This is a genomic window from Mesorhizobium sp. (assembly GCF_005063415.1).
GTDB lineage: Bacteria > Pseudomonadota > Alphaproteobacteria > Rhizobiales > Rhizobiaceae > Mesorhizobium.
On record NZ_SUEG01000001.1, the window covers coordinates 153,114 to 172,813 of the forward strand.

At 61.5% G+C, this 19,700-nt stretch carries 24 protein-coding genes and 3 pseudogenes; 9 read left to right on the forward strand and 18 right to left on the reverse strand.

The genetic code is table 11. The annotated features are described in order from the left end of the window. Positions 1 to 2 precede the first annotated feature (2 nt). Positions 3 to 1,517, reverse strand: coding sequence for a HAMP domain-containing sensor histidine kinase (locus E5W70_RS00780; protein WP_292653565.1), 1,515 nt, complete (start codon positions 1,515 to 1,517; stop codon positions 3 to 5). Positions 1,518 to 1,592: 75 nt separating this feature from the next. On the opposite strand from E5W70_RS00780, the gene E5W70_RS00785 reads away from it, so the two are divergent. From E5W70_RS00785 to E5W70_RS00800, 4 genes and pseudogenes are all read left to right on the forward strand, one after another. Next, positions 1,593 to 2,234, forward strand: coding sequence for a thermonuclease family protein (locus E5W70_RS00785; RefSeq protein WP_292653566.1), 642 nt, complete (start codon positions 1,593 to 1,595; stop codon positions 2,232 to 2,234). A gap of 41 nt (positions 2,235 to 2,275) precedes the next feature. Beyond that, complete coding sequence (locus tag E5W70_RS00790; RefSeq protein ID WP_292653567.1) at positions 2,276 to 2,887, forward strand: glutathione S-transferase; 612 nt, start codon at positions 2,276 to 2,278, stop codon at positions 2,885 to 2,887. 13 nt (positions 2,888 to 2,900) lie between these two features. Next, positions 2,901 to 3,518 (forward strand): annotated as a pseudogene (locus E5W70_RS00795) (uracil-DNA glycosylase family protein); the annotation flags it as partial. Positions 3,519 to 3,720: 202 nt separating this feature from the next. Then, on the forward strand, positions 3,721 to 4,212 hold the full coding sequence (locus E5W70_RS00800) for an Lrp/AsnC family transcriptional regulator (RefSeq protein ID WP_006333679.1): 492 nt from the start codon (positions 3,721 to 3,723) through the stop codon (positions 4,210 to 4,212). A gap of 11 nt (positions 4,213 to 4,223) precedes the next feature. Here the strand turns inward: E5W70_RS00800 and E5W70_RS00805 are convergent, their stop codons facing one another. From E5W70_RS00805 to E5W70_RS00860, 12 genes and pseudogenes are all read right to left on the reverse strand, one after another. Continuing rightward, positions 4,224 to 4,796: a DUF3299 domain-containing protein gene (locus E5W70_RS00805; protein WP_292653568.1), complete on the reverse strand. Its 573-nt coding sequence runs from the start codon at positions 4,794 to 4,796 to the stop codon at positions 4,224 to 4,226. Between the two features lie 68 nt (positions 4,797 to 4,864). Further along, positions 4,865 to 5,446, reverse strand: coding sequence for a GNAT family N-acetyltransferase (locus E5W70_RS00810; protein ID WP_292653569.1), 582 nt, complete (start codon positions 5,444 to 5,446; stop codon positions 4,865 to 4,867). After that, positions 5,406 to 6,110, reverse strand: coding sequence for a DNA alkylation repair protein (locus E5W70_RS00815; RefSeq protein ID WP_292653570.1), 705 nt, complete (start codon positions 6,108 to 6,110; stop codon positions 5,406 to 5,408). The genes E5W70_RS00810 and E5W70_RS00815 overlap by 41 nt, the downstream gene beginning before the upstream one ends. 7 nt (positions 6,111 to 6,117) lie before the next feature. Further along, positions 6,118 to 7,005, reverse strand: a pseudogene (locus E5W70_RS00820) (NAD(P)-dependent oxidoreductase); the annotation flags it as partial. A gap of 46 nt (positions 7,006 to 7,051) precedes the next feature. Beyond that, positions 7,052 to 7,879, reverse strand: coding sequence for an ABC transporter permease (locus E5W70_RS00825; RefSeq protein ID WP_292653571.1), 828 nt, complete (start codon positions 7,877 to 7,879; stop codon positions 7,052 to 7,054). Continuing rightward, entirely contained in the window at positions 7,876 to 8,589 is a 714-nt protein-coding gene (locus E5W70_RS00830; RefSeq protein ID WP_292653572.1) for an ABC transporter permease, read from the reverse strand. The genes E5W70_RS00825 and E5W70_RS00830 overlap by 4 nt, the downstream gene beginning before the upstream one ends. Before the next feature lie 117 nt (positions 8,590 to 8,706). Beyond that, positions 8,707 to 9,489 (reverse strand): ABC transporter substrate-binding protein, encoded by a 783-nt coding sequence (locus E5W70_RS00835; RefSeq protein ID WP_292653573.1) that lies wholly within the window; start codon positions 9,487 to 9,489, stop codon positions 8,707 to 8,709. Positions 9,490 to 9,702: 213 nt separating this feature from the next. Then, the gene (gene mobB / locus E5W70_RS00840) at positions 9,703 to 10,212 is read right to left on the reverse strand and encodes a molybdopterin-guanine dinucleotide biosynthesis protein B (RefSeq protein ID WP_292653574.1); all 510 of its coding nucleotides are present in this window, start codon (positions 10,210 to 10,212) and stop codon (positions 9,703 to 9,705) included. Beyond that, positions 10,209 to 10,838 carry a molybdenum cofactor guanylyltransferase MobA gene (mobA, locus tag E5W70_RS00845; protein WP_292653575.1) on the reverse strand — a complete coding sequence of 210 codons (630 nt, stop codon included), beginning with the start codon at positions 10,836 to 10,838 and terminating at the stop codon, positions 10,209 to 10,211. Before mobA ends, mobB begins: the two co-directional genes overlap by 4 nt. A 65-nt stretch (positions 10,839 to 10,903) precedes the next feature. After that, positions 10,904 to 11,824, reverse strand: coding sequence for a DMT family transporter (locus E5W70_RS00850; RefSeq protein WP_292653576.1), 921 nt, complete (start codon positions 11,822 to 11,824; stop codon positions 10,904 to 10,906). A gap of 122 nt (positions 11,825 to 11,946) precedes the next feature. Next, entirely contained in the window at positions 11,947 to 12,303 is a 357-nt protein-coding gene (locus E5W70_RS00855) for a hypothetical protein (protein ID WP_292653577.1), read from the reverse strand. Positions 12,304 to 12,494: 191 nt separating this feature from the next. After that, a complete protein-coding gene (locus tag E5W70_RS00860; RefSeq protein ID WP_292653578.1) occupies positions 12,495 to 12,665 on the reverse strand; it encodes a hypothetical protein in 171 nt (56 codons plus the stop codon). Here E5W70_RS00860 and E5W70_RS00865 point away from each other — a divergent pair. Continuing rightward, positions 12,664 to 13,230: a hypothetical protein gene (locus tag E5W70_RS00865; RefSeq protein ID WP_292653579.1), complete on the forward strand. Its 567-nt coding sequence runs from the start codon at positions 12,664 to 12,666 to the stop codon at positions 13,228 to 13,230. The two genes, E5W70_RS00860 and E5W70_RS00865, sit on opposite strands and share 2 nt — an antisense overlap. A gap of 51 nt (positions 13,231 to 13,281) precedes the next feature. On the opposite strand, the gene E5W70_RS00870 is transcribed toward E5W70_RS00865, so the two are convergent. Then, positions 13,282 to 13,755, reverse strand: coding sequence for a hypothetical protein (locus E5W70_RS00870; protein WP_292653580.1), 474 nt, complete (start codon positions 13,753 to 13,755; stop codon positions 13,282 to 13,284). Between the two features lie 55 nt (positions 13,756 to 13,810). Further along, complete coding sequence (gene moaA, locus E5W70_RS00875; protein ID WP_292653581.1) at positions 13,811 to 14,806, reverse strand: GTP 3',8-cyclase MoaA; 996 nt, start codon at positions 14,804 to 14,806, stop codon at positions 13,811 to 13,813. Positions 14,807 to 15,005: 199 nt separating this feature from the next. On the opposite strand from moaA, the gene E5W70_RS00880 reads away from it, so the two are divergent. Next, entirely contained in the window at positions 15,006 to 15,359 is a 354-nt protein-coding gene (locus tag E5W70_RS00880) for a DUF971 domain-containing protein (protein WP_023717628.1), read from the forward strand. Positions 15,360 to 15,382: 23 nt separating this feature from the next. Here the strand turns inward: E5W70_RS00880 and E5W70_RS00885 are convergent, their stop codons facing one another. Beyond that, positions 15,383 to 15,811 (reverse strand): nuclear transport factor 2 family protein, encoded by a 429-nt coding sequence (locus E5W70_RS00885; RefSeq protein ID WP_292653582.1) that lies wholly within the window; start codon positions 15,809 to 15,811, stop codon positions 15,383 to 15,385. A 148-nt stretch (positions 15,812 to 15,959) separates the two neighbouring features. Here E5W70_RS00885 and E5W70_RS00890 point away from each other — a divergent pair, with 148 nt between their 5' ends. Then, positions 15,960 to 16,571 (forward strand): pyridoxamine 5'-phosphate oxidase family protein, encoded by a 612-nt coding sequence (locus E5W70_RS00890; RefSeq protein WP_292653583.1) that lies wholly within the window; start codon positions 15,960 to 15,962, stop codon positions 16,569 to 16,571. Between the two features lie 37 nt (positions 16,572 to 16,608). Here E5W70_RS00890 and E5W70_RS00895 read toward each other — a convergent pair whose 3' ends face one another. After that, complete coding sequence (locus E5W70_RS00895; RefSeq protein ID WP_292653584.1) at positions 16,609 to 17,061, reverse strand: MarR family transcriptional regulator; 453 nt, start codon at positions 17,059 to 17,061, stop codon at positions 16,609 to 16,611. A 47-nt stretch (positions 17,062 to 17,108) separates the two neighbouring features. On the opposite strand from E5W70_RS00895, the gene E5W70_RS00900 reads away from it, so the two are divergent. After that, positions 17,109 to 18,014: an alpha/beta hydrolase gene (locus E5W70_RS00900; RefSeq protein ID WP_292653585.1), complete on the forward strand. Its 906-nt coding sequence runs from the start codon at positions 17,109 to 17,111 to the stop codon at positions 18,012 to 18,014. A gap of 35 nt (positions 18,015 to 18,049) precedes the next feature. On the opposite strand, the gene E5W70_RS00905 is transcribed toward E5W70_RS00900, so the two are convergent. Then, positions 18,050 to 18,664 (reverse strand): TetR/AcrR family transcriptional regulator, encoded by a 615-nt coding sequence (locus E5W70_RS00905; RefSeq protein ID WP_292653586.1) that lies wholly within the window; start codon positions 18,662 to 18,664, stop codon positions 18,050 to 18,052. A gap of 98 nt (positions 18,665 to 18,762) precedes the next feature. Here E5W70_RS00905 and E5W70_RS00910 point away from each other — a divergent pair. Beyond that, positions 18,763 to 19,509 (forward strand): annotated as a pseudogene (locus tag E5W70_RS00910) (3-oxoacyl-ACP reductase family protein). Positions 19,510 to 19,700 lie beyond the last annotated feature (191 nt).

Below are 19,700 nucleotides of genomic sequence, written 5' to 3' on the forward strand. Positions count from 1 at the left end.
ACTCAGCGCCGGCGCGAAGCAACCGCCTTGGTCGGTAGCGCCGGCAGTTCCTCCATCACCCGGCTCAGCGGGAAGATGGCGATCGCCTCGGTGCCTTCGCGCAGCCTGGAATGGAGCTGGAATTCGCCGCCATGCATGGCCAGCAGGCCTTGCACGATCGGCAGGCCAAGCCCGGTGCCTTGTTCGGCGCTCTTGATAGCGATCGAACCCTGGCCGAAGGCCGAGAGCACGATCGGAATCTCGTCTTCCGGTATGCCCGGCCCATTGTCCTTGACGGAGAGATATTGCCCGCCGCCCGCCGTCCAGCCGACGCGCACGCGGATTTCGCCGCCGGTCGCGGTGAACTTGATGGCATTGGACAAGAGGTTGAGCGCAATCTGCCGCACCGCGCGTTCGTCGGCGAACAGGCGCGGCAAGGCGTTTTCGAAATCCTGGACGATGCGGATGTCCTTGTTGCGCGCCTTCAGCTCCATCATGTGGCAGCAATCCTCGACGACGGAGAGCAGCATCATCGGCTCCTCATTGAGCTGGTAGCGGCCCGCTTCGATGCGCGACAAATCGAGAATTTCGTTGATAAGGTCGAGCAGATGCTGTCCGGAGTCATGCACGTCACGGGCATAGTCGCGATAGGTCGGGTTGCTCATCGGGCCGAGCACCTCGTTGGCCATCACTTCGGAAAAGCCGAGAATGGCGTTGAGCGGCGTGCGCAGTTCGTGGCTCATCGAGGCCAGGAAACGCGATTTCGCCAGATTGGCGTCTTCCGCCCGCCGCCGTGCCTCGTCCGACATCGATTTCGCCGTCTCCACTTCGGCGATCAGCGCATCCTTTTCGGAGCGGAACGAAAGCAGCATCAGCGAGGAACGGTTGAGCTGGCGCGCCACATAGGCGAAGAAAGGCAGCGACGCGATCAGCAAACCGGCCATGATCACTTCGATCGGCATCCATAATTTCGCACTGGCATAAGCATAGATCCCGACCGGGAGGGCGAAGGTCGCCAACAGCGCGCCGCGCAGGGACGATGCCAGGATCGCGGTTGCCGACATGGCGAGCAGCAGCACCACCGCCTTGGCGACCTGGAACTGATCGATTTGGCAAGTTTCGCAGCCGAGCCATGCGAACCAGGCCCAACCAAGCCCGCAAAGAAAATGGCCGATCAGGAAATCCCTATGCGTCTCCAGCGGGTTGAGCTCGGACGCTTGAGTGACGCGTCTCGCCATGAATGCAACGATGGTATAGCAGATGAATGTGAACAGCGCCCAGACGCCGATCTCCTTGCCGACGCCCGCGAGCAAGCCTGCCGCGGCCGTTGCCAGAACGAGCAGCGGGATGACGATCACGCCGCCGGTCATCGAAAGCGCGTGGAGCTTCAACAGCTCGCGGTCGAAGTCGGGATTTCCGGCTTGCTGCGAAAGACGGTCGCGCGTCTTGCGGACCGCGCGCGCGACATCGCTGTTGCGATGGCGTTTCCTGCGGTCCACAATAAACTTGTCCGCCGTGGTCGAGCGTTGCAGGGGCATGAAGTCTTCAATTTACGCGGGCAGCAATTTCAAATCGTTAAGCTACGTTCGAATGATTAACCAACGGTTTGCCATATGAGCCGTTCGTGGTCGCGATGGCCGCGCCAGCGATACTATGCGCCGCGTCCGCGAAGCCTGTGGCGCAGGCTGATGGACTATGGGCTGACACTCATCGTGCTCGGCCTGCTGATCCTCCTGGCGGCGCGCCTCGACCGGGTGGAGACGCGCAAGACGGAGGGCGCGGCCATTGTCAATGACGGCGATAGCATCACCCTCGGCAGCGAGCGCATCCGCATGCGTGGCATCGACGCCCCGGAATATTCGCAGATCTGCCGCAAGGACGGTGCCGATTATCCCTGCGGCAAGCTGGCGCGGCAGTCCCTGGTGCGGTTGATAGCCGGCAAAGCCGTCTCCTGCAGCGGCTGGCAGCGCGACCGCTACGGCAGGCTGCTCGGCGACTGCAAGGCCGGCGGCAAGGATCTCAACCGCGCGCAGGTCGAGGCCGGCTGGGCGGTCGCCTTTGGCGATTTCGAGACCGAGGAAGCTGCTGCGCGCGCGGGAAAAGCCGGCATTTGGGCCGGAACTTTCGACGAGCCGAAGAACTGGCGCGAGAGCCACGGCCACGAGCTGGTCGAAAGCCACGAGCTGGTCGAAAGAAAGCACGGCACCTTTGCGTCGATCGGCGATGCCTTGCGCGAAATTTTTCGCTTCTGGTGAGCTGTGCCTATAGTTCGTCGAGACGGACGAGGAGGATAGAGATGAAGCTGTTCGACGGCGGGCGCGCGCCCAATCCACGTCGGGTTCGGACTTTTCTGGCCGAAAAGGGACTTCAGGTTCCGCTGGTGCCCGTCGACATGGGCGCGCTAGAGCACAAAGAGCAGCCGGTCAGCTCGCGCAATCCGCTGAAGCGTCTGCCGGTGCTCGAGCTCGACGATGGCACCATCATCACCGAGTCCGTCGCAATCTGCCGTTACTTCGAGGAACTGCACCCCGAGCCGGCTTTGTTCGGGCGTGGTGCGCTGGGCAAGGCAATCGTCGAGATGTGGCAAAGGCGCGTGGAGTTCAATCTGTTCGGCTGCGTCGCCGCGGCGTTCCGGCATATCCATCCCGCGATGAAGGAATGGGAGATCCCGCAAATCCCCGAATGGGGCGAGGCCAACAAGCCGAAGGCGATCGAATTCCTGAGGTTTCTGGACGCTGAGCTCGCCGGCAGGGAATTCGTCGCCGGCGATGCCTATTCGATCGCCGACATCACCGGGCTGGTCGCCATCGACTTCATGAAGCCGGCTCGCATCAAGGTACCCGAAGAGTGCACCAACGTGCTGCGCTGGTATCGAGAAATCTCCAGCCGGCCAAGTGCCGCCGCCTGACAACGAGTCCCCAATGAGCGAAGAATTGGAAGCTCTGACGGCGAGGGTGCGTGCCTGTCGCATCTGCGTCGACAAGCCGGCTGGCGGCCCGCTGCCGCACCAACCGCGGCCGGTGCTCAGGCCATCTTCGAGCGCGCGTATCCTGATCGCCAGCCAGGCGCCGGGTACCAAAGTCCACTTGTCAGGCATGCCGTTCACCGACGCCTCCGGCGACCGGCTGCGAAGCTGGCTGGGCGTCGACAGCGAGGAATTCTATGACACGGACAAGTTTGCCATCGTGCCGATGGGCTTTTGCTTTCCGGGTCAGGACGCCAAGGGCGCCGACCTGCCGCCGCGCCGCGAATGTGCGCCGGCATGGCGCGCATCGCTGATGGCGCTGATGCCGCAAGTCGATCTGGTGCTGACCATCGGCATCTACGCGCAAAGCTGGCATATGGGCGCGGCGCGCCGTCCCTCGCTGACGCAAACAGTCATGGACTGGCGCGCCATCTGGGCAGCGCCGACCGACCCGAAAGTCCTGCCGTTGCCGCACCCGTCCTGGCGCAACACTGGCTGGCTGAAGCGCAATCCATGGTTTGAAATGGATTTGCTGCCATTTCTGAGATCGGAAATCCGCTATCGTCTCGCCTAGGCTTTCAGCAAGAAATCACTCGCTTTTGCGCTATCCAACAGAATTTCTTTCTTGTAAGTGGCCACGACAAGAGGGAATATGGTAATCCATTCCTCGAAGTGCATCGCGCATGAGGGGACGCGCGTTAAATTTTCGTTTTTATGCATGTTGTTGTGCCAAAGCCGCTGCGCACTTTGGACGACTTGCATCAGGGGAGCACCCAATGGACCGCCTCGATAGAAAAATCCTCCGCCTCCTACAGGAGGATGCGACGCTTGCGGTCGCCGACGTCGCCAAGAAGGTGGGCCTGTCGACGACGCCGTGCTGGCGGCGCATCCAGAAGCTCGAGGAAGAGGGCGTCATCAAGCGGCGCGTTGCCATCCTCGACCATGAAAAGGTCAATGTGCGGGTCACGGTGTTCGTCTCGATCCGCACCAATTCGCACAGCCATGAATGGCTGCGGCGCTTTTCGGAGGTCATCCAGGAATTCCCGGAAGTGGTCGAATTCTATCGCATGAGCGGCGACGTCGACTATCTCTTGCGGGTCGTGGTGCCCGACATCGCCGCCTACGACGCCTTCTACAAGCGGCTGATCGCCAAGATCGAGATCCGCGACGTGTCGTCTTCCTTCGCCATGGAGCAGATCAAATACACCACCGAGATGCCGCTGGATTACATGGTGCTCGACAAGGAGTCCGGCGCCAACGCCGCCTGAGATTCTTCCGCTTAGTTCTTCTTTTTGTTGAGGAAAGTCCAGGGCGAGTTGACCGGCAGCGTGATCGTATCCGGCACGGTGTCGACGTCGACCACCTCGGCCTTGCGCACGGTGTAGCCCGACTGGATGACGCTTACACCGTCAAGGATAAAAAGCTGACTCTTCTCCATGCCCGGCTGCAATGCGCCGGTTACCGAAACCGGCTGGTAGGCCTCAGACATCCGGTAGGGTTGGGCAGGCGTAACGAGGACGATCTGGTTGGGCGGCGGCGTCGGCATATGGCTGCAGGCTCCCGTCCAGGGCACCAGCAGGAATTGATAGACGAGATCACCGTCGCGATCGACCGGCAGTGCATAGCCTGCGAGTTGTACGGTCTTGTCCTGCAAGTTGAGTGACAGCGTCTCGCCATGATCCGGCATTTTGGCCGCGATCATTGGCAGCCCGACGCTTTCGGCGGCTGCCTGGCTCGCCGGGCGCAGATCCTTCCAGAAAATATGCATCGTCCCGGCGCAAGCGTTGCCTGCGACAACAGACGCGAACACTGCGGCTGCAAGCGTCGCGCCTGACTTGAGACGGTTTTTCATTCCTGCTCCACTGCTGAGCCTTGATCTGCGGCCTATGCCAGCAAGTAAAGCTGCCGCTGTCGCCAAGGTCAACGTTCAAGCCGCATCAGATGCCGGCGCGAGCCGGTCATGCCGATCTCGCGAAAGCCGCGGGCGACGAACATGTCGCGAAAACCCATGAAGCTGTAGCTCGGTGAGGCCTGGTCGACCGGATAGGCTTCGATCGTCCTTGCGCCTTTGGCAATGGCGTGATCGATGGCCGCGTCGAGCAATGCGCTTGCCAGCCCGTCGCCGCGCAACGCTCTCGGCACAAAGAAGCAGACGATCGACCAGATGCCCATCTCGCGGTCGTCCTGCTGCGGTGACAGCCTGCGGTAGGTCTCGCGCGGCGCGACCGAGCACCAGCCGACGGTCCGGCCATCGATCTGGGCGACAATGCCGACCGGCGTGCCGGCGTCGATCATCGCCATCATCGCGCGTTTCTTCTCGTCGTTCTCGACATGCTCGCGGCGGCCGAGATTGCGCCAAGCCATACACCAGCAGTATTTCGGCCCGCCGGGTTGGTCGAACAGGTTTTCGAAATCGGCGCGCGTCGATTGCGTAACCTCCGTGAAGCGCACTTCGCTCAGGTCAAGCTTTTCTGGCGGCGAGCCGTTCGAGCGTCTTGGCATCAGAAAGTTCCTTTACGGCATCCTTGCCGATCCAGCGCGCAGTCTTGTCCGTCGAGGCTGCCAGTTTTTGCGCCAGGGCAAGGGCAGGGCCGTGCAAATTCATCGATCGCTTGCCGACCAAACGAAGCGCCCAGTTCACAGCCTTCTTCACAAAGTTGCGGCCGTCGGTCGCATGCGCTTCGATGATCGACAGAAATTCGAGGAAGGTCGTCTCGGGTTCCTTCTTCCGGTGAACCACCGACCAGGCCATCATCGCAAAAGCCGTGCGTCGAACGAATTCCCGTTCGTCGACCGCGAATTCAGCGATCAATTCCCTCCAGCAATCCGTATCGACAAAGAGATCGGAGACCCCGTCGACGATATCCCACGAGTCGAAAGTCGCCGCCCATCGTCTTGCATCCGCGGCGGAGAACCGCTCCGGATCGGCTGTCACGGAAGCGATGAACTGCGCCTCCATGATGCCTGTCTGCCAAAGCTCGAAGGCACGCTCATGGTTGCGCTTGATTTTCTTGGCAATCTGCCGCTGCACGCCATGCGAGATACCGAGCGCACGTTCGATCTTGATGCCGTAGCGCAGCATGCCAAGGCGATTTTCCTCCGAGCCAATCGAGCGCAGATGAGCGACGATTTCGTCGGCGCTGGATCGAGGCGAAAGCTCGGCCACGGTGAACCTACTTCTCCAGCCTTGCCAGCAGCGAGGACGTGTCCCAGCGCTTGCCGCCCATCGCCTGCACGTCCTTGTAGAACTGGTCGACAAGTGCCGTCACCGGTAGTTTGGCGCCGTTGCGGTCGGCCTCGGCGAGGCAGATGCCAAGATCCTTGCGCATCCAGTCGACGGCGAAGCCGAAATCATATTTGCCGGCATTCATCGTCTTGTGGCGGTTCTCCATCTGCCAGGAACCGGCGGCGCCCTTGGAAATCACTTCGATGACCTTTTCGATGTCGAGCCCGGCCTGCTTGCCGAAATGGATGCCCTCGGCCAGGCCCTGAACGAGGCCGGCGATGCAGATCTGGTTGATCATCTTGGTGAGCTGGCCAGCCCCGGCCGATCCCATCAATCCGACCATGCGGGCAAAAGCATCTATGACCGGTTTGGCCCTGTCGAAGGCGTCGGGCTCGCCGCCGACCATCACGGTCAGCATGCCGTTCTCGGCGCCTGCCTGACCGCCGGAGACCGGGGCGTCGAGAAACGCAAACCCGAGCGCTTGCGCCTGCTGCGCCAGTTCGCCCGCGACCTCGGCCGATGCCGTGGTGTTGTCGATGAAGATGGCGCCTTTCTTCATGGAATTGAAGGCGCCTCCGGCGCCGGTCGTTACCGAGCGCAGATCGTCGTCATTGCCGACGCAGGAAAAGACGAAGTCCTTGCCCTCGGCCGCCTCCGCTGGCGTCGCGGCGAAGCAGCCGCCATGCTGGGCAACCCACTGCTCGGCCTTGGCCCTGGTGCGGTTGTAGACGGTGACGTTGTGACCACCTTTGTTCTTGAGATGCCCGGCCATCGGATAGCCCATGATGCCAAGACCAAGAAATGCCACCGAAGCCATGTTTTCGAATCCCTTAAAAGCCTGCTTTGCGGCCTTCTTACCGGATCAGGCAAGGCGATGGGAGTCAGCGGTGCAGATGGATGGTGATGCGCCGTTCGATCCATTCGACTGCGTGGCGCAACATCTCGACAATGATCAGGTAGACGATCGCCGCCCAGATAAAGGACTGGAAGTCGAAAGTGCGCGCATAGGTGAGCTTCGTCACGCCCATCAGATCGTAGACGGTGATGATGGCGACGATCGCCGAGCCCTTGATCATCAGGATGATCTCGTTGCCGTAGGGTCGCAGCGCGACTATCAGCGCCTGCGGCAGGACGATTTTCCACATCGTCTGCAGTTTGTGCAGGCCGAGCGAGGCGGCACCTTCCCACTGGCCTCTCGGCACGCTCTCGATCGCGCCACGCAAAATCTCGGCCTGGTACGCGGCCGTATTCAGTGAAAAGGCGAAGATCGCGCAGTTGAACGCTTCGCGGAAGAAGCCCCACAGGCCGACCATCTCGAGCTCCGGCCGGAAGGAGCCCAACCCGTAGTAGACCAGGAAGGTCTGCGCCAACAGCGGCGTGCCGCGAAAGAAATAGACATAGGCATACGCGAATCCCGAAAGGATCGGGTTGTTCGACATGCGTGCATAGGCAATCGGCACTGACAGGATCGCACCAAGCACAATCGAGATGGCAACCAGCAACAGGGTGATGCCGAGGCCGGATATGTAACCGGGTGCATATTTCTGGAAGAACTCCGGGTTCCACGCAGCGACCAGGTAGACGACCATGCCAATGCCGAGAGCGATCCACAGGCCGACCAGGACATGGCCGAGGATGCGTTGGCGCGACCAGCCGCGGGCGGGCGGCGGCGGCCGGTCGACCTTCAGCGTATCGGTGGCCAGGCTCATCGCTTGACCTCTCTGCCGCCGACCGCTCGTTCGATCGCATTGATAGCGAAGGAGGAGACGATCGCCAGCAGGAGATAAATCAGGCTGGCAAAACCATAAAACAGGAAGGCATGCTTGGTGACGCGCGCGGCAACCCCGCTCTGCCGGAGGATCTCGTTCAGGCCAACGGCCGATACGAGGGCGGTGTCCTTGAGCAGGATAAGCCAGAGATTGGCAAGTCCGGGCAATGCGATGCGGATCAACTGCGGCAGCACGATCAGCCGCATCGTCTGGCCGCTGGACAGGCCAACCGAGTAGCCTCCCTCATATTGCCCTTTTGGAATCGCGCGGAAGGCGGATAAAAACACCTCGCTGGAATAAGAGGAGAAAATGAAGCAGAGCGCGATCATGCCGGCGACGAAGCTGTTGACGTCGGCGGACGTTCCGGGGCTCACCAGGCGGACAATGTACTGCAGGATCAATGGGATGCCGAAGAAGATCAGAAACAGCGTGAGCAGCTCGGGTATTCCGCGAAAAATCGTGGTGTAGATGTTCCCGGCCAGTCTCAGCGAGGGCTCTTCCGACTGTTTGGCCAGCGCCACGAAAAAGCCGAGCGTCAGCCCGAAGGGCAGAGTGGCCAGCGCAAGACATACCGTGACAAACACACCCGCGGCGATGTCGTCGAGCCAGCCTTCGGGTCCCCAACTGAGAAGCGTCAGTGCGCTCTGCATCCGCCTGCCCTGTTCTCCTTGAGGCTCTGAGACCTGTGCCGCGTCACCCCTCGTGCGCGGCATCCTTATAAGAACGGCGGGAATCTCCCGCCGTTCACGTCGTCCAATGTCGGTCGATCAGGACTCGCCGCCATAGACGTCGAATTTGAAGTACTTGTCGTTGATTTCCTTGTACTTTCCGTTCGCGCGGATGGCGTCGATCGCCGCATTGAACTGGTTGACCAGATCGGTCTCGCCCTTGCGCACGGCAATGCCGGCGCCCGGACCGTGGATTTCGATAACCGGCTGGATTGTGCCGACCAGCTTGCAGCAGGCGCCGTCAGGCGAATCCAGCCATTGCTGCAGCACGACGACGTCGTCATTGGCGGCATCGAGCCGGCCATTGGCCAGATCGAGCTGGTATTCCTGCGCGGTCGGATACGGCTTGACGGTGCTGTCGGTATAAGTCTTGGTCGAATAGTTGAAATGCGTGGTGGACGCCTGCACGCCGATCGTCTTGCCGGCCAAATCTTCCTTGGTTACACCCTTGATGTCAGTGTCCTTGGGGGCGGCGATCGCCGGCGGCGTATTGTAATATTTGTGGGTGAAGTCGACCTTCTCGGCGCGTTCCGGCGTGATCGACATCGACGCGACGATGGCGTCGAACTTGCCTGCCTGAAGGGCTGGAATGATGCCGTCCCAGTCCTGCGCGACAAAGGTGCACTTCACCTTCATCTCGTCGCACAGTGCTTTGGCGATATCGATATCGAAGCCCACGAGCTGGCCGTCGGCGGTGAGGTTGTTGAATGGCGGATACGCTCCTTCGGTGCCGATCCGCAAGGTTTTTTCCTGGGCCTGGGCAACGCCAAGCGTCAGCAGCGCAGCCGATGCGGCGAGCGCGATACGCAGTGCAATACGCATAATGGTCCTCTCTGTTGGTCCCGGCCGTCGTTCCCGAACGGCTCTGTGGGCGGTGCTTTTGACCGCCCGCTGATGCGATACTCCCATTCTTTCCCAAGAAAAAGCAACTGCAAAACCGTCGCTTGAGGGACGGTCATGTTCAGAAAGCGATGACGCTGGGTCAGACGCCTAAATTGGAAAGTGAGGGGGCGGAAACTGTCTTCTGCCGCATCTTCAGCGCGACAGGCCGGTGGCGCGCTCGATGAAGTCGGCTATCGAATTCGTGTCGTCGAGATCGAAGACCGGCAGGTCTTCGCCGGCAATGGGGAAGTCGGAGGCGATGGCGACAATGTGTGGATCGCCTGCCGAGAGTGGTGTCAGGTCCTTGGCCTCGAGCCGTCGCGTCTCGATTTTCTTGTGCGCCTCGCGTTTGTAACCCTCGACCAGCACGATATCGGAGGGTGCCAGGCGTGACAGGATCGCGTCTAGCGTCGGCTCGTCCTCGCCGCGCAATTCGTGCATCAGCGCCCAGCGCCTGCCCGACACGACCGCGACCTCCATCGCTCCCGCCTGCCGGTGGCGAAAGCTGTCCGCTCCTGGTTTGTCGATGTCGAAATCATGATGGGCGTGTTTTACCGTCGACACTTTCCAGCCGCGCCGGACGAGTTCGGCTACCAGCTTTTCGGTCAATGTCGTCTTGCCGGAGTTCTTCCAGCCGGTGATGCCGAAGATACATCTTTTCATGGCCCGATGCTCTGCAATAGATGCGCGGCCTGGGCAAGGTCGTCGGGAGTGTTGATGTTGAAGAACGGATCGATCTCGGCCCCGCCGGATTTCAGGATGGGAAATTCCACTTCGACAAAACCGTGCCGGTCGATGAACGCCGCAACGCGTCGGTTGTCTTCCTCGACGAGAAATTGTCGCAAGGCCTGATCTAACCCTAGCGGCCAGAGTGCAAAGGTCGGATGCCGTTTGCCGCCGGAACAGGCGACCGCGATAGAGCCCGGGCGCGCATAGGCTGCTGCGAGCAGCCGCTCGACCATGTCCTTGGGCAGGAACGGCGTATCGCCGGCAGCCGTGACCAGCGCCTGGCAAGTCGTGTCGGAAGCCCATTCGAGGCCAGTCAGGATCCCGGCAAGCGGCCCGGCATAACCCTTGACGGTGTCGGCAAGCACCGGAAGCCCGGTCGCGGCAAACCGTGCTGGATCGCCATTGGCGCTAAGCGCAAGCGGCCCGACCTGCGGGCCAAGGCGCGAAACGATACGGTCGAGCAGGGTACCGTCGCCAAGCGCAAGCAGGGTCTTGTCGCCGCCGCCCATCCGGCTCGACCGGCCGCCGGCCAGAATGATCCCTGCGATATGTCGGCCCATCGTTTGCTGCCTAGACCCAATGACCAAAATCCAGTTTCAAATCAGACGGTCGTCGACGGTCACGCCTATATGCCGTCCGGCGCCATGTCCGGTCCAGCGCTTTCGGCAGCCGTCTTTTGCCGGCCGACGATCCGTTCGCGGTAGAGTGCATAGAGGCCTGACGCGATGATGATCGTGGCACCGAGGATCATCGGCAGATCGGGGACATCGCCGAAGACTGTGAAGCCAAGCAGGATCGACCAGAGCAGGGCGGTGTAGCGGAACGGCGCGATGAAGGAGATATCGCCCACCCGCATGGCCGTGATGATGAACTGGTAGCCGATGAGCACAAGCACCGCCGCCAGCGCCAGGAACGCCGTGCTTTTTCCTGTCATCGGCGTCCAGCCGCCCATCGGCGAAAGCAGTGCCGCGCCCAGAACTGTCATGGCAAGTGCGGTAGCGGTCGACACCAGCAATGTCGGAATTGCCTGCGGTATCCGCTTGGTGGCGAGATCGCGCACCGCACAGCATGCGACGCTGGCCAGCGCCAGCAGAGAAAAGACGCTGAACCCTTCGAAGCCCGGCCGCACGATGATCAGCATGCCGGCAAAACCGACGGCAATAGCCAGCCAGCGCCGCCAGCCGACGCCCTCGTTGAACACAAGCGCGGCGCCCATCGTCACCGCCAGCGGCAGCGCCTGCAGCACGGCGGAGACATTGGCGATGGGAAGATGTGCCAGAGCAACCAGGAACGACACGGTGGCGCCGGCCTCGCCGGCGACGCGGAGCGCAACTGTCGGCTGCAGCATCGAACCTGGCAAGGCAAGCGCGCCGCGTTGCCACGCAAGCAGGCCAACGAAAAGCGAAGCGAAGGCGCCGCGGATCAGCATGACCTGCGCCATGTTCATCGATTCCGACGAGAATTTGGTGATAGCGTCGTTGAGGGTGAAACCAGCCATGGCCACCATCATGAACAACGCGCCGCGCAGATTTGGCGAAAGAGACAAGGCGATTACCGGGTGAGTCCTGCAGCAAGCGTCTAGCAGGCACCCGCAAAACAGCAACCTCAAAGGGCTGGGCCACAGCCTTTCTGTGGCCCGTGACATCTGCCGCGCAAGAGCGGCAGGACTTATTTGGGCGTCAGTACCTCGGTGCCGTTGCCTTCCTTGCCGGCAATCGTCCACAGGCCATGCAGCGAGCCGTCTTCCTGCACTTTGTAGACGACAAGGCCAACCGCCTTGCCCATGACATAGCCGGCGGAGAAGGCATCGTCGTTGCGCATGCAGATACCGTCCGAGGACGAGCCGCCTGTCTCCCAATGGATCGTGCAGGTCGTCTCGCTGGTCAGCGTGATCGTCGCGTCGCCGCCATAGGACGACCCATCGAAGTTGGTGCCGGCCACGGCATAGGTGCCGCCGATCGACTGGGCCGCCGCGGGCAGGGCCGCGAGGTTGAGCAATGCAAGAGAAAGAATGAGTTTGCGCATATCGTATTCCCCCACTGGGCGAAGAACCGCTCCAGAGCAGAGGCTAAGCCCGAATGGGCTTGCGGTAAATCCGGTGACCGTTTGCGGACAAGACCTTTTCTGGGTGTGATCCCGAAAGGTGCCGTTCTAAAGGATGGGTTCGCAGGGCAAATCGATCACACTGCGGCTCGAGGAAAAACCTTTCGACGAGATCAAATTTGCTCGGCAAGATTCACCAAATTGGTCATTGTAGGCTTCTGATCTTGTCTGGGGAGGTGGTCCATGATGAATGCACGAGGCAATGCGGACAGGCTTGGCACAGGCAGCAGGCGGCACGTTTCGTCGGCTTTCCGGTTCTCTTCTGCACTGGCGGTTATGCTCATGGCGATAGCGCCTGCGTTCGCCGAGAACGACGCTTCGGCGTCGGCAGTCGAACGGATGTCCACGCCGGGTCACGAAGCGGATGAGCTCGCTCGCCGCGTCGGGAAATGGAATGTCGTCAACACGATCTGGCCAACGCCCGGCGCCCAGCCGATCGTGATGACCGGGCTGGTGGCCGAGCGCACGATGATCGGCCCCTTCATGCAGGAGGTGATGCGCCCGGCGCCCGGGTCGAAAATCCCAGACTTCCAGCGGATAGCCTATTTGAGCTATGACCGGGTGGAGGGCCGCTGGAAGTATGTTTCCATGGACACCCGTTTCCCGGCAGGGATCATGCCCGCCTGGAGTTTTGGTGGCGGAGAGGACGGCAAGATTTCACTGCTGTTCGAGCCGCTTGGTTTCGTCGGGTTCGGTCCCGAGGTCGAAGGGCGGTTCACGGCCTCCGATTTCATCATTTCCAGGGACGGCGACAATCACGAAGTGGCCGAGCAGCATTTCCTCCAGGCCAATGGCAGCGGCAAGAAATGGCTTGCCGTACGATACGACTACAAGCGTCAACAACCGTGACTCGCTAGCAAAAACAATAGGCTGCGAATAAGTTCTGACGTCGCCTGATGCTCACGGTCCCCTGAGGCTGCCGGCGATGGCTCCGACGAGCGGGTCGTATTTCGATTTCAAGGCTGGCGGGTAGTCGATCCAGACCGTGCGGATGACACCGTCTTTTCCGAACAGGCGGCGTTCGTAGAAGATGTTCCCGCCTTTGATGCCCGACAGCACCGCCCAGTCCTTGCCGGTCTTGCTGTAGGTGATCTTGTAGCCAGGTTCCTTGCTGGCCCTCTCGGCGGAGACGAAGGCTTTCGGAGTGTCATCATCGATATTGAGGATACCTGAACAGATCAGGCTGGCGCCATCGGCAGTGAGCCATTGTTGTCCATCGCCATTGTCCGGCTCAGGCTGGCGAAGAGTGAAGATTTCATCCGGAAAGGTGCAGACGGTACCGAAGCGCTCGTTCGTATAGGTAAATGGCGCGGCGACTGCCGTGGTCCCCGCCATCACTCCGAAAAACGTCAGGACTGCAAGAAACCGCTGCACGCCTTGCCTCGCGCCGATACCAAGGCGATTATTCTTGCACGAAATCGGCGAAAAATCAGCCGCCGGTGACGCTCATATGCCGCGACACCGACGGACGGTTGGTGCGGCGATCGATGATGAAGTCATGGCCTTTCGGCTTGCGGCCGATTGCTTCGTCGATGGCATCGGCGACCAGCTCGTTGCCTTCCGACGCACGCAGCGGCGCGCGCAGGTCGGCCGCATCTTCCTGGCCGAGGCACATGTAAAGAGTGCCGGTGCAGGTCAGCCGGACCCGGTTGCAGCTTTCGCAGAAATTATGCGTCATCGGCGTGATGAAGCCGAGCCGCCCGCCGGTCTCGGCGACATGGACATAGCGGGCCGGGCCACCGGTCTTGTAAGGGATGTCGCTTAGGGTGAACTGGCGCTCGAGTGCCGCGCGCAGCAGCGACAACGGCAAATACTGGTCGGTGCGGTCAGCGTCGATCTCGCCCATCGGCATGGTTTCGATGACCGTCAGATCCATGCCGCGGCCATGCGCCCAGCGTAGCATGTCCGGCAATTCGGCGTCATTGAAGTCCTTCAACGCCACGGCGTTGAGCTTTACCTTCAGCCCGGCCGCCTGCGCGGCGTCGATGCCGTCCATGACCTTGTCCAGATTGCCCCAGCGGGTGATCTGGTGGAATTTGTCGGCATTGAGCGTATCGAGCGAGACGTTAATGCGCTTGACGCCGCAGTCGGCGAGCTCGGCGGCAAAGCGGGAAAGCTGCGATCCGTTGGTGGTCAGCGTCAGCTCTTCCAGCGCACCGCTCTCGAGATGCCGCGAAAGCTGGCGCACCAGGTGCATGATGTTCTTGCGCACCAGCGGCTCACCGCCGGTGAGGCGGAGCTTGCGCACGCCCTTTTCGATAAAGACCGTGCAGAGCCGGTCGAGTTCTTCCAGCGACAGCAGGTCTTTCTTGGGCAGGAACGTCATGTCCTCGGCCATGCAATAGGTGCAGCGGAAATCGCAGCGGTCGGTGACCGACACGCGCAGGTAGGTGATCGTGCGACCGAAAGGATCGATCATATCCATGCTTATGCGCTTCCCGTGGCCGTGAACGGCTTCGTTATATATGGCTATGTGATACGAGCCAACTTGCCATTCAAGATAGAAGCTCGCGATCTTCGGTAACATTCCGACGCCGACAGATCATGTCGGAACTTTCCATGCGGCCTTTTCCCTCGACACGAAGCGGCGTAGGGAAGGGCAGCTCTCCGCAGGATCCACCACCATGACAGCGCCGAAGGAACTCAGGGTCTCGAAAGATCGCAAGCTGCTTTCCGTGACCTTTCCAGGCCATCAGCCGTTCGAATTGCCGGCCGAGTTGCTGCGCGTCGCCTCGCCGTCGGCCGAGGTGCAGGGCCATTCGCCCGAACAGCGCGTCACCGTTCCCGGCAAGCGCAATGTAGCGATCCTGAAGATCGAGCCGGTCGGCAATTATGCCGTGCGCATCACCTTCGACGATTTCCACGACACCGGCATCTTCACCTGGAATTACCTGCATACGCTGGGTCATGAGAAGGATGCACGCTGGGCCGCCTATCTCGCCGAGTTGGAAGAGAAGGGGCTGAGCCGCGACCGCTGAATGGATCCTGCAGGACTCTCCGGTCAACGCAGGATCGCCAGTATCTCGCTGGTGTCGTAATAAAACGGCGTGCCTTCGATCAGCCGGTCATCCTCGAAGCGCAAGACTTCGGCAAACGGCTGTTTGATGGTTGCACCAGTGGCTCGCGATGTCAGCGAAAGCGTGCAGCTCATGAACACCACGTCATCGTTTTGGGCGGTTTGAAGGTTCTCCACCGCCACGTCGCTCCAGATTTCCCGCATCTTGCGGAAAAGGGCGCCAACGCCGTCGAGGCCGTTCCAGTCACCGGCATAGGGCAGGGACTGCGGCTCATGCACGACAATCTCGGCGTGAAATGCGCTGGCAAGCATATCGAGGCTCTCCGACCCTGATTGCAGGAAACGCATTTCAACATTGAACATGTTTTCAATAAGTTCCATGGCGGTGCGTCGCCGGCCGAGCTGTTTATCCATTTTTGACCTCCGAATCTGTCAGCACGAAAGCGGTTTGCGCTTGTTCGCGGTCCCTCGACACCCGTTTCCTGATGAACGACAAACGGCATCGTGTCGTGAAAACGTCATGCGTCTAGAGTAGCGCCGGCAAAGGTTTGGAGACGAAAACATGTCCATGATCACCAGCGTCGAACAGCTCGAAGCTCTCTATGGCCTGCCCGGCGAGGCGTCCATGGTCAAGGAACTCGACCACCTGATTCCTGAATACGCTGCTTTCATCGAATCTTCGCCGTTTGCTGCGCTCGCAACCTGCGGGCCGGAAGGGCTGGACTGCTCGCCGCGCGGCGATCTCGCTGGCTTCGTCCGCATCCACGATCCGAAAACGCTGATGATGCCGGACCGGCGCGGCAACAACCGTGCCGATTCGCTAAGGAACATCCTTCGCGATCCGCACGTCGCGCTCCTGTTCCTGGTGCCGGGTTCCGGCACGACGCTGCGCGTCAACGGCCGCGCCCACATCACCACCGACCCCGAGCTCTGCGTCTCGTTCGCAGTCGAGGGCAAGCCAGCGCGCTCGCTGACGATCGTCGAGGTCGATGCGGTCTATTTCCAGTGCGCCCGCGCCATCCACCGGTCGGAACTGTGGAATCCGGCAAGGCATGTCGACCCGAGATCGCTGCCGACCCCCGGACAGATCCTGGAGATCACTAGCCGCAAGAACATCGACGGCGAGGTCTACGACAGGGAATGGCCGGAGCGCGCGAAAAAATCGATGTGGTGAAGAAATTTGGTGGTGAGTGAATTTGGTGGTGAAGCCGTCAGGCGGTCTTCAACACCTCGGCAACCTTGCGCATCTGTTCGCCGATCATGTCGCATTGTTCCGGCGTCGACTGGCTCATCGCCTTTTCGATCAGCGTCATGTGGACCTTCAGCGCCTGCATCAGCAGTGCCTCGCCGGCCTCGGTCAACGTCAGCCGCAGCACGCGCTTGTCCTTCTCGTCGCTCTCGCGGCGCAGCAGGCCGCGGGTCTCCAGCTGCGGCAAAAGCATGGTGATGTTGGAGCGACCGACCAGCAGGCGGCGAGCGAGGTCGTGCTGCGACATGCTGGGATGGCGGTAGAGGTTCATCAGCACGTCGAGCTGCGCCGGCTTCAAGTCGAGCGGCGCCAGCTTCACCGCCAAGGTGCGTTCCACCACGTGGCAGGCGCGCGCCACCGCGACCCAGTTGCGAAAGCGCGGGTTGTCCCAGGGCAGGTCTTGCTTAATGTTCATGTTTGAACTATTATGTTCATGCTTGAACCAATGGATGGATCGCCACTATGGCATCATTTGGACTGAAGGTCATCCGCGGCACGTTCGGCGTGGCCGAGCATGTGGCGCCGCGACTCACCGGGCGCGCCGCATTCGAGCTGTTCTGCCGCACGCCGCGCGAAAAGCGCTTGAGCGAAGGCGAGCGCCGCGCAATCGATCGCGCCGCCGATTTCATGACCGAAGCGCGCCATCACCGGCTAAAGACCAGAACCGGCTGCGTCATGGTGCATGAATTCCGGCCCGAGCCGGGCAGGGCGTCTGCCCGCACTGTGCTCGTCATCCATGGCTGGCGTTCGCGCACCGAATACATGCGCACGCTGATCAAAGCCTATCGCCATGAAGGCTACAAGGTGGTCTCACTCGACCTGCCGGGCCACGGCCAGTCGCAGGGCCGCCGGCTTACCTTGGTCAGTGCAGTCGATGCGGCACGGGTTGCCGGCGAATGGTTCGGCCCGTTTGCCGCTATTATCGGCCATTCCTTTGGTGGTGCCGTCGCCGCCAATGCCGTCGCCGGTTCAATCAGAAATATCCCGCCGTTGGCGGCCGGGCGGCTGGTGCTTATCGCTGCGCCGAGCTCCCTGCCTGCGATCTTTGCCGATTTCAGCCGCATGCTGAATGTCGGCTCGCGCTCGCAGGTCGCCATGGCCGACCGGGTCGAGCGCATCGCCGGCCGGCCGTTGCACGAGTTCACCGGCGACCGCCAACTGGCAAGCACGCCGCTGCCGACGCTGGTGATCCACGCGCCGGACGACCGCGAAGTGTCCGCCGATCATGCAAGGCTCTATGCGCGCGCCGGAGACCATGTGCGGCTGTACTGGGCCGACGGGCTCGGCCACCGCCGCATTCTCGCCGACAAGGGTGTGGTGGAGCGTGCCGTTGGCTTCGTCGCGGGCAGGCTGGAGCCGTCTCTGTAGTGATCTGAATGTCTGTTCTTGTCTGCCGGGGATCGTCACGCCGCCCCGGTGCCGGCCATCGCTATCCAAGCCGCCATTGCCCCGGCCACCGTCTCCAGAAGAGCCGAGCGCGACGCGCCGTCGCGCGCCTGGATCGACATGCCGTGCTGCACCGTCGCATAGAAGGTCGCGGCCGTGCCGCAGTCGAAATCGGCCGGCAACTCTCCCTCGGCCACGCCACGCTCGAGCCGTCTCAGCAAGGCTTCGCGGTTTTCGGCGCGGCGACGGCGCAGATCATCGCAGATGGCACCACAGCTTGAATCCTGGTGCAAAGCGCCGAGCGCGATCAGGCAGCCTTGCGGGCGACCGGTCTGCGAATACGCCTTGGCTGTCTGCCGCAGGAACCACTCGATCGCCTGGCGCGCAGTCGGCGCCTTTTCCAGCGCGGACCAGATCTCGGTTCCCTCGACCCGCGTGTAAAGCTCGGTTGCCTCGAGAAACAGTGCTTCCTTGCTGCCGAAGGCGGCATAGAGGCTGGGTGAGTTGATGCCCATTGCAGCGGTCAGGTCGCTTAGCGACGCACCCTCATAACCCTTGGCCCAAAACACTTCCATTGCGCGCCGCAAGGCGGCGGCTCGATCGAAGGTGCGGGGGCGGCCTCGTTCCGGCATGGCATCCTTTCTGTATTGATCGATACATAATTCAGTTGACGTGGTTCAGCAAGGCTGGCAGATATTTATATATCAATCACTACAAAATGGAGAAGCAGATGTCATTCAGAGGCTTGAACGGCAAGGCCGCCCTCGTCACCGGCGGCAGCCGCGGCATTGGTGCGGCGATCGCAAGAAGGCTCGCGGCCGACGGCGCAGGCGTGGCGATCACCTATGTGAATGGCGAGGAAGGGGCGCGCGCGGTGGTCAGGGAAATCGAGGCGGCTGGCGGTCGGGGCTTTGCCATCAAGGCCGACAATCGCGATGCTGCGGCGATCGAGGCAGCAGTCGATGAGGCAGTAAAGGCCTTCGGACGGCTCGACATCCTTGTCAATAGCGCCGGCGTCTGGCGCGCTGCGCCGATCGATGCCCTGTCGCTTGCCGACTTCGACGAGACGATGGAGGTCAACCTCAGAGCCCCGTTCGTCGCCACCAAGGCGGCAGCAGCGCATATGGGCGAGGGTGGCCGGATCATCTCGATCGGCAGCAATCTGGCCGAGCGTGCCACCGACACCGGCCTGAGCGCCTATTCGGCCAGCAAGGCTGCCTTGGTTGGCCTGACCAAGGCCTTTGCACGCGATCTCGGTCCGCGCGGCATCACCGCCAATGTCGTCCATCCGGGATCGACCGATACCGACATGAATCCGGCAGCCGGCCCGCACGCCGAGCATCAGCGCCAGAAGATGGCGATGCCTCGCTTCGGCACGGCCGACGAGATCGCCGGCATGGTCGCCTAGCTTGCCGGTCCCGAAGGACGCTTCGTGACAGGCACGGCATTGACCATCGACGGCGGCGCCAACGCTTGAGGCTTGGCTCACGGGCACTACCATTGATCGGAGCGATGGCGGATCGGCTCGACCCGTCACGATCTTGTGAAACCGTTCTGCAACAGACGTTCCGAAATTTATGGAAGCTTAACGAAATCAGTATGAATCAGTGTAGTCGCGCCTTACATCCGCCATGCGGTGGGCGAGACCGTGAAAGCGGTGCGGAACGG